The organism is Bacillus sp. FH (genome assembly GCF_052216825.1).
Classification (GTDB): Bacteria; Bacillota; Bacilli; order Bacillales; family Bacillaceae_G; genus Bacillus_A; species Bacillus_A paranthracis.
In genome coordinates this window covers 247,150-261,884 of record NZ_JBQOUU010000001.1, presented here as the reverse complement: position 1 = coordinate 261,884, position 14,735 = coordinate 247,150, and the positions used below count along the sequence as shown (strand labels likewise).

Sequence of the window (14,735 nt, the reverse complement as noted above, 5' to 3'; positions counted from 1 at the left end):
TTTCAATCTTAAAAATGAATTTATACATGACTTTATAGAAAATGAACATAAATAAAACAGGGAAAATAACTAGGAGGAATGTAACATGTCGGATTGGTTTCAATTAGATAAAGAGTATATGATGTCAACGTATTGTCGTACAAAGCTTACGATAGAAAGAGGAGAAGGGTGTAAGCTGTATGATGTGGATGGTAAAGAGTATATAGATTTATTTTCTGGTGTCGGAGTAAATGTATTAGGATACAATCACCCGAAAATCGTACAAACAACAATGGATCAAGTTACGAAGTCGTTGCATCTACCGTTTCACTTTTTAAATCCAGTTGCGATTGAATATGCAAAGAAATTAGTTGATTGCTCTTTAAAAAACGGAAAGGTCTTTTTTACAAACTCTGGTACGGAAGCGACAGAAACGACGTTGAAATTAATTGATAAATATAGAGCTATTATGCATGAAGAACGTGAAGGAATTGTAGTGTTGAAGAATAGTTTCCACGGGCGTACGTTGGGGGCACTTCATTTTACGAGACAAGAAAGTGTATATCAAAATTTCCCGAAAACATCGATCCCAGTATATGAAGTTGAGCGCGAGAATATAGGGCAATTAGAAGAGACAATAATTCATGAAAATCCAATTGCAATTATGTTAGAACCTGTATTAGGAAGCGGGGGAATTTATCCATTATCGGGTGAATATTTACATGGTGTTCAAAATTTATGTGAGAAATATAATGTATTACTTATCGTTGATGAAGTTCAAAGTGGTATGGGGAGAACAGGAAAACTATTTGCTTATCAAAATTTCAATATTACACCACATATTATTCAAATTGGTAAAGGAGCAGGAGGCGGGATACCACTTGGCGGAATTATTGTAGGTGAAAAGTTATGTGATGTATTTGCACCAGGAGATCACGGCACCACATTTGCTCATTCATCAATGGGAACGGCTTTAGGTTTAACTGTATTAAATACATTACTTGACGATGGTTTAATGCAAGAAGCATATGAAACGTCACTATATTTGAATGACAAACTGCAAGACATTCAGAAAGAAAATTCTTATTATATTCAGGAAGTGCGTCATGCGGGGATGATGTTTGGGATAAGTGTGAATGACACGAATGAAAATGTGAAGAAATTACAGATTGAGTTAATGAGTAAAGGAATGTTGGTCGATGTAACACAAGGGAATATTATTCGATTACTTCCGCCGTATATTATTACGAAAGAGGAAATTGACGCATTCATTTATGAGTTTATTTCCTGTATTCATAACATAGCTGCTACAGCAAGTATTTAAAAAAATATAAAAAAATATAAAAAGCTGAAGAAGTCGCTATTTTAGCGGCTTCTTCAGCTTTTTAAAATAGTAAATTACTTAACCTAGAGAGCATCTCATTGGACAAATAATTAATTATGTGAAACAATAATAACAGATAAGGAGACGTTAATTTTCCTTAAGTGCTTCGAATTAATTTTATTCAATAAGAGAAGGTGTGCTTAAAGAAGTTAAATTAAATAAGGAGCTGTTTTATTATATGCAACAAAATAATGATTTAAATTTTGAACCTCAAGACGTTAATATTGTTAATCCTAAACAAGCCAGGAAAGCAGTAGTTGCTACTGGTATAGGGAACGCAATGGAGTGGTTTGACTTCGGATTATACGCGTATTTAGCGGTAATTTTAAGTCAATTATTCTTCTCAGGTGTTGATAATAGTGGATTGCAACTTGTACTTACATTCGGTACATTTGCAGCGGCCTTCCTCGTTCGACCAATCGGAGGTGTATTCTTTGGTAGAATAGGAGATAAGTACGGCCGAAAAATCGTGTTAAGTACTACTATTATTTTAATGGCACTTTCTACATTATTCATCGCATTACTACCAACCTATGAACAAATTGGTGTATGGGCACCAATACTACTTTTAGTTGCCCGAATGATTCAAGGCTTCTCTACAGGCGGCGAATATTCAGGAGCAATGGTTTATATCGCAGAATCTTCTCCAGATAAAAAGCGTGGTATACTCGGTAGTGGTCTTGAAATTGGAACACTCTCAGGTTACATTGCTGCATCGGTAATTGTTACCATTTTGACGTTATTGTTAACAGATGAACAAATGCTCAGCTGGGGCTGGCGTATTCCTTTCTTAATAGCTGCACCAATTGGTTTGGTCGGTTTATACTTACGCCGTCATTTAGATGAATCTCCCATCTTTGAAGAGATGGAAAAAGCACAAGAGGAATCTGAAGACAATGAACAATTTTCATTTATGGATATTATGAAATATCACAAAAAAGACTTCTTATTAAGCACAGTAATTGTCGCCTTCTTTAATATTACAAATTATATGATTCTTTCGTATATTCCTTCTTATCTAACTCAAGTACTTAAAGTCGAAGAAACAACAGGCTTACTAATTATTTCTATTACGATGGCACTTATGATTCCACTAGCACTATATTTCGGTAAATTAAGTGATAAAATTGGTAATAAACGCGTCGTGCAAATTGGTTTACTTGGTTTAACTGTATTTGCAATTCCAGCATTTTTACTAATAGGTAACGGGCATATTGCAGCTATATTTGCAGGTATTTTCGTATTAGGTTTCTTCCTAAGTGTATATGAAGGAACATTACCTTCATTATTACCATCACTCTTTTTCACTGATGTACGTTACCGAGCACTTTCAATCTCATTTAATATTTCTGTATCGATATTTGGTGGTACAACACCACTTGTATGTTCATACTTAGTTCATGCAACTGGTAACCCGCTTGCACCGGCATTTTATTTAACAGGTGTAAGTATTATTGGATTAGTTGTATTTAGTGTACTATTCGTTACAACATCAGGACGTGCGCTAAAAGGTTCATATCCTACAGTAGAATCGAAAAAAGAAGCACACCAAATTGCTAAAGAAGATCCTGAAGAAACACTTTGGTGGCATGAAGAGTCATTAGAGATTGAAGCAGGGAAAAACGCCTCAATTTAAAAAGTAACGTAGAAGTACAAAAAGACTCCTATGAAAATAGGAGTCTTTTTGTTGTATTATTTTTTCCTTTTCTTTAAATCCTTCTGATACATGTAAAGCTTATGAATTTCATCCTTAAATTCCTGCAAAAGTACGATGTTTTCCTCATTTGAATAACGCACTGTATTATAAGCATTAATAATAATATGACTCTGAATATTTACATCTTCTTCACTATTTATTCTATCTAACCATGCCTCAATAGTTTCTCCTCGATTTCTATTTAAAGGGGGAGTTAACTTACTTTCAAGCTTAAAAATCTCTTTTCGAATTTCGTTATGTGGCGGTTTGTTTCGTTTCAAACGTTTTTGGCTCATTCCTTCTTTATCAGTGATGATAGTAGATTCAAAGACAGGTATATTTGGTAAACTGAATTGTTTTCGTTTTTTTATTATTTTCCAAACGACATAAATAGCAATGAGTGTACAAACTAATATGGTAATGCTATTTATAAGAGTTGGATCAAAAGAACGTGGCTCCAAATCATCCTTAATTGTAGGGTCTTTTAGATTTCCTTTATTCGACCAAAAATCATCTGTTTCTTTTAACACGGCTGCTGAAAATAATGGATTGATAGCGTATCCGAACCCTAATGCAACTGCTTCTATGATAAATGAAAAAACAAGCCGAATGAAAGGAAACACTTGAATAAGTACTATACTCATTACACCAATCGTAATAATAGAAGCGAAACGTAATAACTGTTGATTACGATTTGCTCCAGTTAACCAAAATGTAATCATAATGTGTATAACTAATAGTAATAGTTTCCCGAGTGGTGGAAAAGGCGCATAAAATATAGCTGAAACACCAAACCAAACAATACTACCTAACGATTTTTGAACTGGGTATCCTGGTCCAACTACATGTACGATAAAGAAGAAAAGCGGTAACATAATTGTGCCAAATAGAGAGAACGGGAGAAAGATAGAACAACCGATTATTTGAGTCATTAACAGTATGACAAATCCTGTTGTTTTTTTCTTCGTGAATGTATGGATTAGAAATACACCAATATAGCTTAGTGCTAAAAATATAGCAATAGCAACAAGTTCGTCCCTTTCTGTTAATAACGAAAGGAGGAGCAGCAGAATAAAGTCATTAACGTGATAGAGCCAAATTTTCAAGCTTTTCCACCATCCCTTCGTTATTTATGAGAAACGTAGGTTGCGATAGAAGAGAGAGGTCATTCTTCTGCAAGCCAATGTAAATCATCGTAGACGATCGTTCTCCTTTTCTATTTGTATAATGGAGAAATCCTTGTTTCGGAATTAATGTGCTATCGTCTGAAATACGTGCCAATTCCTCTAAAGCTTTTGCGTAATGTGTTTGCCCTTCATTTAATGGTAAGTGCAGAGGACCACCTTCAGCTAATATACTAATAAATAATTCAAACGGTATTTGATGCTTCGTAGCATATTGACAAATGTATGTTGCAAATGAAATAAGATCTTCTATATTATCTTTCCAACCAAACCCGCGATCAGCAGCTAAAGAAAGACAGATTGTCCAACTATAATTTTTTACAGGTTCATATTGCTTCGCCTGTAATTCCTGCATTTTAGCAGATGCTTTCCAATGAATAGAACGGAAAGACTCACGTTCATATCGTTTCACACCAATAATAGATGTTTCATCATTGTAAAAAGAAAAATTCGTTCGATAAGATCCATTTAAAAGTTGCTGAAGTTCTTGCAAACCTGCTACTTCTTTAGGAGAAGGGTACACAATAATTTCAGTTCTTAATTTATCAAATACAGGTAAATGTACAGATAATAAATGAAAAGGATCTTTCAAAACACATTCGAACTGTTCAATTTGAAACACGCCACGCTTCGTTGCAGTTAATGATAAATCCCATTTTTGCGCTGAATGAGCAGGTTGTGAAAATGGGAAAGAGAATAGTGTTTTTGATATTTGTTCAATTCCTTGATCTTTATTCGGTAGTAGGGACGGGTCTAAATGAAAATAACAAACACCGTTAACGAGTGGTATGTTTGCTCCATTTTTTAAATGAATAAAAAACTGTCCAGATTCATTAGGAAATAAACGAGTTGTTTGTTTCTCGTTTAGCACTTGAAACTGTTTCTCTATATATGCGACATATTTATAAATGAAAATCGCAAATAAATAGTAGAAGAAAAAGAAAAACATAATGATTCGTTGCGGCATAAAAAATGTAAATAGTATCGCGCCTGGAACAGATAGTTGAATAATATGAAGTTGAAAAAATAAAGGTACAGTTACAACGCGCTGTCCATTCATGTTTGCTCAATCTCCACTGGTACGTCAACCTCTTTTAAAATCTTTTGCATCATTTCATTTTTTGTCGTACGTAATGCGCCTTCCATTGATAAGATGATACGGTGATTCCAAACAGAAGGAACTAACAATTGTAAATCTTCTGGTGTGCAATATTCTCTCCCGCGTAAAAAGGCTAGCGCTTGAACTGCACGTACTAAAGCAAGTGTGGCACGCGGACTTACACCGTTAGCGATATAATCATGATTTCTTGTAGCATGAGCAAGTTTAATAATGTAATGTTCTAACGGTTCTGATACGAAAATCTCTTTTACTCGTTTCTGTGCCTCTAAAATATCATCTAAAGTAATAACAGATGTGACACTTTCTAGTGGTGCATCGTTACGAAAACGTCGCATCATTTGTAGTTCATCTTCAGAATTCGGATAACCTATAGAAATTGTCATTAAAAAGCGATCAAGCTGTGCATCTGGAAGAGGGAACGTTCCTTGTGATTCAATTGGATTTTGCGTCGCAATAACAAAGAACGGTTTTGGAAGAGGAGTTGACTGCTTTTCAAGCGTCACTTGTCGTTCTTCCATCGCTTCTAATAAACTAGACTGTGTTCTCGGCATTGCACGGTTAATTTCATCTGCGAGTAGAATGTTTGCCACGACTGGTCCGAGTCTTAACTCGAATTCGCTCGTTTTCGGATTGAAATATTCAATACCTGTCACATCACTCGGAAGTACATCCGGTGTAAATTGAACGCGAGAAAAATTACCACCAATACTTTTTGAAAGTGTTTTCGCAAGTAACGTTTTCCCAGTACCAGGTACATCCTCAAGAAGTACATGACCGTCAGCAAGCAAGGAAACAATTAATAGATCTATAACATTTTCTTTACCTACAAAAACTGATCCTATATTTTCCTTCAATTTATTTATCATATGTATCATTCCTTTCAAAATATAAACGGATATTTCTATATTTTAACAAATTATTCAGAAAATTTATATGATTTTTCAATTCAAAGAAATAAATATTCAATTATTAAATTATACTCTTGCATATTTTGGAGTGTGAATATATAATATCGGTATACGATGTATCGCGAGTCGATATATCATGAGGCGATGTATCGGAGGTGGTTATAATGAATACGAAAGCGAGAAAATATATTCCGTTAACTGAGGCGACATATTACATACTGTTATCACTAGTGAAACCAATGCACGGTTATGGAATTATGCAAATGGTAGAAGAGATGACAAATGGAGAAGTAAAGCTCGGTCCTGGAACTTTATACGGGAATACGACGAAGTTATTAAAAGAGAAATTAATTGTTGAAGTTGCCTCAACAGATAGAAAGAAGTGCTATGAGTTAACGCCACTTGGTAAAGAAGTGTTAGAGCTAGAGTATAACAGGTTGCAACGATCTGTAAGGAATGGGAATAGTATATTAGGGGAGTGAATGGAAGATGGAGACAAAAAGGGTATTCAAATTTTTTATGGCATGGAATTTAGAAAAAGAAGAAGCTTTTTTACGAAAGATGCATCAGCAAGGTTGGGCATTACAAAAATATAATTTAATGTATACGTTTCAGAAAACGGAGCCAAAAGATGTAATGTACAAAGCTGATTTTAGATTGGTTTATAGAGATTCGAAAGAACAACAACAAGAATATTTCGAAATATACGAAATGTCAGGTTGGAAACGCGTAACAAGTTTCACAAGATGGAATTATTTTTGTAAAGAAGTAGAAGAAGTAAATGAATTGCCTGATATTTACTCAGAAAAGGAGACGAGGATACAAAAACTAAATGAATTATTGTTATTCCTTGTTATTATATCAGCAAGTTTATTACCATCAATGTATAATCTGTTTTTAAGCCCGATGGAATCAAGAGTGCCAATGTGGGCGAAAGTTATGACCGGTCTTACAGGTGGTATGTGGATGTACTTCTTTATAAGACTTTCTTGGAAAATCAAGAAATTAAAAAGTGAAATATTATAATAAAAAGTGGAGTTTAAAAGAAGTTGATTTTGTAAAGAGGTAATTAATATGGGAATCAACTTCTTTTGTTTCTATATAATCGTATTTTTGCTCACTCTTTTTTATATAATAAAAATCTATATGAAGGCATAAAATTAACAATATCAAAGCCGCAATAATTTACCCTGAAAATAATAAATGAAGAAAAAAGATTCATATTGAGGATCAAAAAATAAAAGATGACTAAAAAGATGTGGGGTGTAACTTATAATAAGGAAGAAACACGTTTTTTATTAAAGTATAAAACGAAAAAATCCCTTATAGAAAAATCTATTTCTACAAGGGATAATCATGTTTTTATTAGAAAGACTGATTTTGAGCAGGTTTAATAAATTGTTCAGGATTTTCAACAAGCCCACATACAGCGCATTGGACTCTGTAAGTAGGTCCTTGATAGGCCATATGAAAAGCATTCATCGTTTCATTTGTATATTCTTCTTCTACTTGACCAGTTTGTGGATTTAATTTGACTGGTTTTACTTGTTGCTCAAGAATATTAAAGCGAGTGCGGTTCGTTTTACAACTTGGACATAGCATTGGTTCCATATGTATACACCTCCATTTGTAGCATTTCTTAAACTCATTAATTTTATGCAAGCGAAAAAACTTTCTCAATATAAATAGGTGTTTAATGTATTTAAAATTCAGAAAAAATAAAATATAATAAGAGTACGAACTGGTTATGTCCAAACCAAATCTCCTGTTTTATGCCAATAAGCTGGGAGGCCGAGAAATCGGCCTCATTTTTTTGTGCTCGCTACTATAGGAAACAAGGTTTTTATGAGACTTTTGTCGAAATTTTAGGGATGGATATAAAGGGGGATGTAAAATGAATTTAAAAATGAAGTACATCATTTTATATGTAGAAAAGTTTGAGGAATGTTTAAGGTTCTATAAAGATGTATTACAGTTACCGATAAAAGCAGAGCACGGTACATATATTGAATTTAATACGGGATCTACAATATTAGCAATGAATACGCGGCAAGATGTGAAAGAATTAACAGGATTACCACTTACAGAAGGCGAGTTACAATCTTCTCATTTTGAATTAGGATTCGTTGTCAAAAATGTACAAGAAACGATTGAGCAACTTAGAGAACAAGGTATTAAGGTTTTAGTTGAACCAATTGTAAAGCCGTGGGGGCAAACCATTGCATATATTGCTGATCCAGATGGAAATTATATTGAAATTTGCAGTTCATTAGAATAGAAGGAGAAAAAGAGATGGGATTTCCGAAACTAGAAACAGAACGTTTACAATTAAGAGAACTAACACTGTTAGATGCAGAAACGATGTTCCATTATTTTTCAAAAGAATCTGTAATACGTTATTTCGGAATGGATTCTTTCGAAAATATTGAGCAAGCGAAAACAACGATTCAAACGTTTAAAAATCGTTATGAAGAGGGAAGTGTATTTCGCTGGGGAATAGAGAAAAAGGGGACGGGCCAATTAATCGGAACGTGCGGTTTTCATTTAATTAACCATCATCATAAGCGAGCTGAAATTGGTTATGAATTAGACGATACATATTGGGGACAAGGATACGCCTCGGAAGCGTTACAGGCGATTTTAGCTTACGGGTTTGAAACGTTGCAACTTATAAGAATTGCTGCTGTTGTATATGTAGAGAATAAAGCTTCTCAAAAATTATTAAGTAAAGCAGGATTTCAAGAAGAAGGATTACTTCGAAAACATATGATTCAAAATGGAGTTGCGCATGATACGATTTTATATTCTTTATTAAAAGAAGAGTGGAAGAAATAATGAGTACGAGTGAATTGATAAATGTTATGAAGAAGCATAAAGAAAATAGGTTCATTTTAGGTATAGATGGTTTAAGTCGTTCAGGAAAAACAACATTTGTTGCAAATTTAAAGGAAAATATGAAACAGGAAAGCATTCCGTTTCATATTTTTCATATTGATGATCATATAGTGGAGCGTAATAAACGCTATGATACCGGATTTGAAGAATGGTATGAGTATTATTATTTGCAATGGGATATTGAGTGGCTTCGGCAAAAGTTTTTTCAAAAGTTACAAAATGAAACGAGACTGAAATTACCGTTCTATAATGATGAGGTAGACTCATGTGAAATGAAGAAAGTACAGATTCCCATAGTAGGCGTAATTGTAATTGAAGGTGTTTTTCTACAGCGAAAAGAATGGAGAGATTTCTTTCATTATATGGTGTACTTGGATTGTCCAAGAGAGACAAGATTTCTACGCGAGAGTAAGAAAACACAGAAAAACCTTTCAAAGTTTGAGAATAGGTATTGGAAAGCAGAGGATTATTACTTAGAAACGGAATTGCCGAAGGATTGGGCGGATTTAATCATCAAATGATTTGAAAATAGAAGGTGGGCATAATGAATATTTTATGGGATTTTGATGGTACGTTATTTGATACGTATCCAGTTTATACAAAACTTCTTTCTGAAATATTAGGTGATACAGTAGATAAACAAGAAATATACAAAAACTTAAAAACATCCTATTCTCATGCAATTCAGTATTATAATATTTCATGCGAACAGGAAGAACAGATTAAAATTTTGAAGGGGAAAATCACTCCAAAAGATATGAAACCTTTTGGAGGTGTTGAAGAGATTTTGAAATATGCGGATAAAAATGTGATTATGACTCATAAACATAGGGCGGGGGTTATGGAAATTTTAGAATATTACGGCTGGGACAAATACTTCGTCGACATGGTTACAATTGACGATGGATTCCCCCGAAAACCGAATTCGTTAGCTTATGATCATCTGCATAAAAAGCATAATATTGATTTAGCTACTGGAGACAGGGAGTTAGATTTAATACCTGCAAAAGAGTTAGGTATTTCAACATGTGTGTTTCAAGGGAGTTGTGATGTAGCAGATTATTCTTTATCGCATTACTCGGAATTTTTTCAGGTAGTGATTGATAGAGAGTTTTTTTTAAAAATAAGTGATTATTAAAGACTGTATCTTTCCATTTGAAGATACAGTCTTAATTTTTTAGAGTATTGCATCTTTATTTTCTATACACTTCAATACGTTCGTTCTCCCATGTATTCAACAAGCTTTCTATATGTACCAATTGCCATGGATTAAAAAATGATTGTCCATTTTTATTAAAGAAATAGCCGCCGCCTAGATGAAAAGAGGCATGTAGTACTTTGTTCTTTTCATTTTTCCAAACAAGGATATCGCTAGGTTGTAAAGAATCGATAGAAGCTGATTTTAATCGATACTGTTTTATTTGTAAACCTTTTAGAAAGCTATTATCATGTACCCATTTCGTAATAATCCATTTTGCCTCAGATTTTTCACTACAAATACTCGCTAAAGTAGCTGCAAGACAATTTGCTCCGTTTACACTTGAAAAACTATTAAAATAGGGAGCGATATGGGGGAAACTATTTTCGAATTTTTTGATTTGCTCTTTACTTAATGAAGTTTGATAAACAAATTGTTTTGTTAATAAAAGTAAAAATTTATATTGAAACTCTTTATGTAAGTTATCCCATAGTGATTTTTGCATACTTATATAACGCTTCGAATCATATGTAAATGAATAAGGAGATACATGTTGTAATATGGCCGTTTTACTTGAAGGAGATGGTATATCCTCTAGTACACATTCAATCATATCCCATTCATAAATAGAGCCTCTATTAACTTCAAATTGAATTCGGAAAATACTTTCGCGTGTTTCTTTGTCCCATTGCATAATCAAACTAGGGTTTGCTACACAAACAAATTGAATGTCCTTATGAATATTCCATACTTGATAACTATTTCTGCTATTAATATTGTTAAAAATGGTATGGTTAGAAAATTCCTCTTTAGGCATTAGTAAAGTATTAGAAGTGAAATGTTTTACTACTGCTCCATACTTTTTAGGGAAAAAGAATAAATCATATTCAGGTAGAAATTGTTTAATCCATTTATTTAGTATATTTATTTCGATTTGTATACTATTCATTAAAAATCACCTCTAATCTATATTCTATACTAGTACTTTAAATGCCTTTTTAATATATAGAAAAAGCGATATTAATTATCATTGGATATGAAAATATAGGGAATATTATTCAGTATTTGTAAGTAGTCATGTTATTCTAATAATAGATTCCAATAAAGCGAGTGATTACATGAGTATTTTCATTTTAGAAGACGATGTTATACAAGCACAGCAAATGAAGCGGTTAGTTGAAGAGATTTGTGAGAAATATATGTTGCCTTTTGATTTTATTGAGGTGACTAGTAAAAGTGAAAATATTATTACTAATATTCCGAAGGCGAAGTATGTTCCAATCTATTTTTTAGATATAGAGATTAAAAGGGAAGAGCGTAAAGGGTTACAAGTAGCACAAGAGATACGAAAGTATGATACGCAAGGAATTATTGTGTTTGTAACGACGCATTCTGAATTTGCACCTATTTCATATCAATACATGGTATCAGCTTTAACTTTTATTGATAAAGGGTTGCCATACGAGGAGAGATATAAAGTTTTTGAACAATGTTTACTTCAATATGAAGCAAGAAATAAGCATATTATTCCGTCCGATGACTTTATCGTTGAAAATAGTAATGCCACTGTGCGGGTTCCTTTTCATGAAGTTGAATATGTTATGACTGATGAACCGCACCGGTTAGCATTAGTGACGTTAGATCGAATCGTTTATTTTTATGGAGCATTAAAGGAGATAGAAATAATAGATGAACGTTTATTTCGTTGCCATCAGTCATATATCGTGAATACGAAGCAAATGTCTTCTTACGATGCGAAACAAAAAATGATAGTTTTAAAAAGCGGGAAACGCATTCCAGTGTCACGGCGTTTAGTGAGTAAAGTACGTAACATGTTAAAGGGTGAGATGTAATGTATATTTATGATTTATTTGCAATACTGCTTACTAGTATGTGTCATACGTTTTTATATATACAATTAATCCGATACAACAGATTGTCAGTTAGAATGTTAATAGCTTTAAGTACGGTATTCATTATTTTACTTGCTATTGTTGTAACAGTAACGAGATATCCAGAATTGAATAGTACGATTGTGTTATTTTTAATAAGTTTAGGATTAATGCAAAATGAATTGAAATTTAAGCATAATGTATATTTTGCACTGGTGAGTATGGTGATTATAACGTTAGTGAAAATGTTGCTATTAGATTTAGGGATGAAAATCTTTATGTTAACGCCATTCAATTTATATTTATGGACAGGTAGTATTATTCATCTTATCGTATCAATCCTTACTTTTATCGGTATTTTAGTAGCGCGTAAAAGAATTCAAAAAATCGCTCAATATATAGTAAGTAGTCCGTTATACTATGTAACTTATATATTATTAATGATCGGGTTTATTATTGAACTAATTTTAACTCAGCCGTCAACTGAGTTTTTAGCAAAAATAAATCAACAATACAGTGAAGTAAGTTATAATTCAGCGATTATTATTTTTTTATTATTACTAATCATCGTACTAATAAGCTCACATTTATCGAAAGAAAAGTTACGAGAAGAGCATGAAAAACGTTTAGATAAAGAGTTATTAGATTATGTGGAAAAATTAGAGGATATGCATGATGAGCTTGCTAGTTTTCGTCATGATTATATGAATGTATTACTATCGTTAGAAGAAGGAATACGTACAAAAAATGTGAAAGAAATTGAGCAAGTGTACTACGATGTTATTGCTCCCACATTAAAAACAATAAATGATCATGAACTTGATATCGCAAAATTATCTCGCATACAAATTCCTGAAGTAAGAAGCGTATTAAGAGCAAAAGTTAGCACTGCTCAGCAGCAACAAATAAAAGTAATGCTTGATATACCAGAGAACATTGAAAGTGTTTCGATGACGATTATTTCATTTATTCGTATCATTTCAGTTTTAGTAGATAATGCAATTGAGGAAGCAGTATGTAGTGAGGAAAAGATATTACAAATCGCATTCTTTGAAATGGATTCACGACAATATTTTATCGTGCGTAATAGTTCAAAGGGGGAAGCGATTGATTTACAAAAAATTTATGAGAAAAACCATTCAAGTAAAGAAGGTGCTAGAGGGTACGGGCTATTTTCGTTAAAACGAATCATAAATAAAACAAATAATGCGACGTTAGAAACAACTTATGTAAGTCCTTATTTCACACAAACATTTATATTAAATGAGATGAAATGACCATCTATGATGAAAAGGAAACCGAATAAGAAATAACTACATACTTTCTTCACTCAATTTTATACACTTCAAGTAAGAGGTGAAGCGAGATGAATGGTCTTATTTTTACAACAATGATTAGCTTTGGTTTACCGCTTATAGCACTTTTATATGCTTTTTGGAAGAAACGCTATATTCCATATATGTTAGGTATATTGGCTTTTGTTGTATCACAAATATTGATTCGCATACCAATGCTAAATTATTTAAATGGAACTAGCACAGATTTTCAAATGTTTTCTGTTATGCAGCCTATACTATTTGCAGTTTTGCTTAGTATATCAGCTGGAATTTTTGAAGAGATAGCTCGTTTTATCGCAATGCGTTATTTTATGAAGCAACGAGATTGGCAGTCTGGTTTTTTATTTGGAGCAGGGCATGGTGGTATTGAGGCGGTGTTGATAGTCGGTATCCCAGTAATATCCCTATTATTATCACAAACAGTCATTCAAAATGGTGACAGTTATTATCTCGGTGGTATTGAACGCATCTTTGCGATGGTATTGCATGTTGGGCTTTCTTTCATTGTATTGCAAGCTGTTGTCCAAAAGAAATTTCGTTATGTTGTATATGCAATTCTCATCCATGGGACTGTAAATGCATTAGCTGGCATTATATCGCTATATGTGCCAGGGAAAAGCGGGATTATTATGTCAGAAGTTTCAATAGCAATTTTTGCGTTACTCACTTTTAGTTATAGTTTCATTTTAAAAAGAAAGGGTGTATTAAAATGAGAAGAATGTTACTTATTATTATAAGTGCTATCGCGGCGTTCGCGCTCGCAGCATGTACCGGTAATAAAGTAGATGAAAGTACGTCAAAAAAGTTTATTCCAAAGGCGGAAGAAATTGTATCATTATTAAATGAGGCAAAGTATAAAGACGTGCGTGAAAAATTTGATAGTAAAATGAAAGCTGCATTGTCAGAAGAAAAGATGAAAGATCTTACACCTATAATAGAGAAAGCTGGTACATTTGAAAAAATTGAAAAACAATCGATTGAAGAAAAAGATGGCTTATATACTGTTATTCTTGTAGCAAAATATAGTAAAGAACAACGGACATTCATTATAACTTATAATGATAAAGAAGAAATAGCGGGTTTAGTTATTAAATAAAAAAGAGATACAGTGGAAGTTTCCGCTGTATCTCTTTTTTGTTTTA

17 protein-coding genes are annotated in these 14,735 nt (G+C 33.0%); 12 read left to right on the top strand and 5 right to left on the bottom strand.

All coding sequences use genetic code 11. The features are described 5' to 3' along the window. Nucleotides 1–85: 85 nt before the first annotated feature. Both ACTT1L_RS01440 and ACTT1L_RS01435 read left to right on the top strand, forming a co-directional pair. Complete coding sequence (locus ACTT1L_RS01440; protein ID WP_442821736.1) at nt 86–1,303, top strand: aspartate aminotransferase family protein; 1,218 nt, start codon at nt 86–88, stop codon at nt 1,301–1,303. 238 nt (nt 1,304–1,541) lie between these two features. After that, the gene (locus tag ACTT1L_RS01435) at nt 1,542–2,999 is read left to right on the top strand and encodes an MFS transporter (protein WP_001186942.1); all 1,458 of its coding nucleotides are present in this window, start codon (nt 1,542–1,544) and stop codon (nt 2,997–2,999) included. A 56-nt stretch (nt 3,000–3,055) separates the two neighbouring features. Here the strand turns inward: ACTT1L_RS01435 and ACTT1L_RS01430 are convergent, their stop codons facing one another. From ACTT1L_RS01430 to ACTT1L_RS01420, 3 genes are read right to left on the bottom strand one after another with little or no spacing between them, the layout of a single operon-like run. Continuing rightward, nucleotides 3,056–4,165: a DUF4018 domain-containing protein gene (locus tag ACTT1L_RS01430; protein WP_442821735.1), complete on the bottom strand. Its 1,110-nt coding sequence runs from the start codon at nt 4,163–4,165 to the stop codon at nt 3,056–3,058. Further along, nucleotides 4,140–5,303 carry a DUF58 domain-containing protein gene (locus ACTT1L_RS01425; RefSeq protein WP_001014372.1) on the bottom strand — a complete coding sequence of 388 codons (1,164 nt, stop codon included), beginning with the start codon at nt 5,301–5,303 and terminating at the stop codon, nt 4,140–4,142. Before ACTT1L_RS01425 ends, ACTT1L_RS01430 begins: the two co-directional genes overlap by 26 nt. After that, on the bottom strand, nt 5,300–6,229 hold the full coding sequence (locus ACTT1L_RS01420; RefSeq protein ID WP_071741943.1) for an AAA family ATPase: 930 nt from the start codon (nt 6,227–6,229) through the stop codon (nt 5,300–5,302). The genes ACTT1L_RS01425 and ACTT1L_RS01420 overlap by 4 nt, the downstream gene beginning before the upstream one ends. A 206-nt stretch (nt 6,230–6,435) precedes the next feature. On the opposite strand from ACTT1L_RS01420, the gene ACTT1L_RS01415 reads away from it, so the two are divergent. Together ACTT1L_RS01415 and ACTT1L_RS01410 are read left to right on the top strand one after the other, a co-directional pair. Further along, complete coding sequence (locus tag ACTT1L_RS01415) at nt 6,436–6,753, top strand: PadR family transcriptional regulator (RefSeq protein WP_001092642.1); 318 nt, start codon at nt 6,436–6,438, stop codon at nt 6,751–6,753. A 7-nt stretch (nt 6,754–6,760) separates the two neighbouring features. Further along, a complete protein-coding gene (locus ACTT1L_RS01410; RefSeq protein ID WP_000448674.1) occupies nt 6,761–7,297 on the top strand; it encodes a DUF2812 domain-containing protein in 537 nt (178 codons plus the stop codon). 339 nt (nt 7,298–7,636) lie between these two features. Here the strand turns inward: ACTT1L_RS01410 and ACTT1L_RS01405 are convergent, their stop codons facing one another. Beyond that, nucleotides 7,637–7,882 carry a hypothetical protein gene (locus ACTT1L_RS01405; protein ID WP_000433609.1) on the bottom strand — a complete coding sequence of 82 codons (246 nt, stop codon included), beginning with the start codon at nt 7,880–7,882 and terminating at the stop codon, nt 7,637–7,639. A gap of 283 nt (nt 7,883–8,165) precedes the next feature. Between ACTT1L_RS01405 and ACTT1L_RS01400 the strand changes: the two genes are divergently transcribed. Genes ACTT1L_RS01400 through ACTT1L_RS01385 form a run of 4 tightly spaced genes read left to right on the top strand, consistent with a single transcriptional unit; the run spans nt 8,166 to nt 10,304 of the window. Beyond that, complete coding sequence (locus ACTT1L_RS01400; protein ID WP_001049864.1) at nt 8,166–8,549, top strand: VOC family protein; 384 nt, start codon at nt 8,166–8,168, stop codon at nt 8,547–8,549. 14 nt (nt 8,550–8,563) lie between these two features. Continuing rightward, entirely contained in the window at nt 8,564–9,106 is a 543-nt protein-coding gene (locus ACTT1L_RS01395) for a GNAT family N-acetyltransferase (RefSeq protein WP_000506659.1), read from the top strand. Beyond that, on the top strand, nt 9,106–9,687 hold the full coding sequence (locus ACTT1L_RS01390) for a kinase (protein WP_000107741.1): 582 nt from the start codon (nt 9,106–9,108) through the stop codon (nt 9,685–9,687). Before ACTT1L_RS01395 ends, ACTT1L_RS01390 begins: the two co-directional genes overlap by 1 nt. Nucleotides 9,688–9,710: 23 nt before the next feature. After that, nucleotides 9,711–10,304 (top strand): HAD-IA family hydrolase, encoded by a 594-nt coding sequence (locus ACTT1L_RS01385; RefSeq protein ID WP_048557992.1) that lies wholly within the window; start codon nt 9,711–9,713, stop codon nt 10,302–10,304. 55 nt (nt 10,305–10,359) lie between these two features. Here ACTT1L_RS01385 and ACTT1L_RS01380 read toward each other — a convergent pair whose 3' ends face one another. After that, nucleotides 10,360–11,313, bottom strand: a complete 954-nt coding sequence (locus tag ACTT1L_RS01380; protein WP_001084811.1) for a hypothetical protein — start codon at nt 11,311–11,313, stop codon at nt 10,360–10,362. 169 nt (nt 11,314–11,482) lie between these two features. Here ACTT1L_RS01380 and ACTT1L_RS01375 point away from each other — a divergent pair, with 169 nt between their 5' ends. The 4 genes from ACTT1L_RS01375 (at nt 11,483) to ACTT1L_RS01360 (ending at nt 14,689) form a co-directional block, all read left to right on the top strand. Further along, on the top strand, nt 11,483–12,217 hold the full coding sequence (locus tag ACTT1L_RS01375; RefSeq protein WP_000021631.1) for a LytR/AlgR family response regulator transcription factor: 735 nt from the start codon (nt 11,483–11,485) through the stop codon (nt 12,215–12,217). Beyond that, nucleotides 12,217–13,533 (top strand): GHKL domain-containing protein, encoded by a 1,317-nt coding sequence (locus ACTT1L_RS01370; protein WP_061130954.1) that lies wholly within the window; start codon nt 12,217–12,219, stop codon nt 13,531–13,533. Before ACTT1L_RS01375 ends, ACTT1L_RS01370 begins: the two co-directional genes overlap by 1 nt. Nucleotides 13,534–13,622: 89 nt before the next feature. Then, nucleotides 13,623–14,306 (top strand): YhfC family intramembrane metalloprotease, encoded by a 684-nt coding sequence (locus ACTT1L_RS01365; RefSeq protein WP_001013700.1) that lies wholly within the window; start codon nt 13,623–13,625, stop codon nt 14,304–14,306. Further along, nucleotides 14,303–14,689 carry a DUF3887 domain-containing protein gene (locus ACTT1L_RS01360; protein ID WP_001253792.1) on the top strand — a complete coding sequence of 129 codons (387 nt, stop codon included), beginning with the start codon at nt 14,303–14,305 and terminating at the stop codon, nt 14,687–14,689. The genes ACTT1L_RS01365 and ACTT1L_RS01360 overlap by 4 nt, the downstream gene beginning before the upstream one ends. The last annotated feature ends 46 nt before the right edge of the window (nt 14,690–14,735 follow it).

Coding starts and splice junctions, on each gene's coding strand:
- ACTT1L_RS01440 (WP_442821736.1), top strand. CDS start 86: ATGTCGGATTGGTTTCAATTAGATAAAGAGTATATGATGTCAACGTAT.
- ACTT1L_RS01435 (WP_001186942.1), top strand. CDS start 1,542: ATGCAACAAAATAATGATTTAAATTTTGAACCTCAAGACGTTAATATT.
- ACTT1L_RS01425 (WP_001014372.1), bottom strand. CDS start 5,303: ATGAATGGACAGCGCGTTGTAACTGTACCTTTATTTTTTCAACTTCAT.
- ACTT1L_RS01420 (WP_071741943.1), bottom strand. CDS start 6,229: ATGATAAATAAATTGAAGGAAAATATAGGATCAGTTTTTGTAGGTAAA.
- ACTT1L_RS01415 (WP_001092642.1), top strand. CDS start 6,436: ATGAATACGAAAGCGAGAAAATATATTCCGTTAACTGAGGCGACATAT.
- ACTT1L_RS01410 (WP_000448674.1), top strand. CDS start 6,761: ATGGAGACAAAAAGGGTATTCAAATTTTTTATGGCATGGAATTTAGAA.
- ACTT1L_RS01405 (WP_000433609.1), bottom strand. CDS start 7,882: ATGGAACCAATGCTATGTCCAAGTTGTAAAACGAACCGCACTCGCTTT.
- ACTT1L_RS01400 (WP_001049864.1), top strand. CDS start 8,166: ATGAATTTAAAAATGAAGTACATCATTTTATATGTAGAAAAGTTTGAG.
- ACTT1L_RS01395 (WP_000506659.1), top strand. CDS start 8,564: ATGGGATTTCCGAAACTAGAAACAGAACGTTTACAATTAAGAGAACTA.
- ACTT1L_RS01390 (WP_000107741.1), top strand. CDS start 9,106: ATGAGTACGAGTGAATTGATAAATGTTATGAAGAAGCATAAAGAAAAT.
- ACTT1L_RS01385 (WP_048557992.1), top strand. CDS start 9,711: ATGAATATTTTATGGGATTTTGATGGTACGTTATTTGATACGTATCCA.
- ACTT1L_RS01380 (WP_001084811.1), bottom strand. CDS start 11,313: ATGAATAGTATACAAATCGAAATAAATATACTAAATAAATGGATTAAA.
- ACTT1L_RS01375 (WP_000021631.1), top strand. CDS start 11,483: ATGAGTATTTTCATTTTAGAAGACGATGTTATACAAGCACAGCAAATG.
- ACTT1L_RS01370 (WP_061130954.1), top strand. CDS start 12,217: ATGTATATTTATGATTTATTTGCAATACTGCTTACTAGTATGTGTCAT.
- ACTT1L_RS01365 (WP_001013700.1), top strand. CDS start 13,623: ATGAATGGTCTTATTTTTACAACAATGATTAGCTTTGGTTTACCGCTT.
- ACTT1L_RS01360 (WP_001253792.1), top strand. CDS start 14,303: ATGAGAAGAATGTTACTTATTATTATAAGTGCTATCGCGGCGTTCGCG.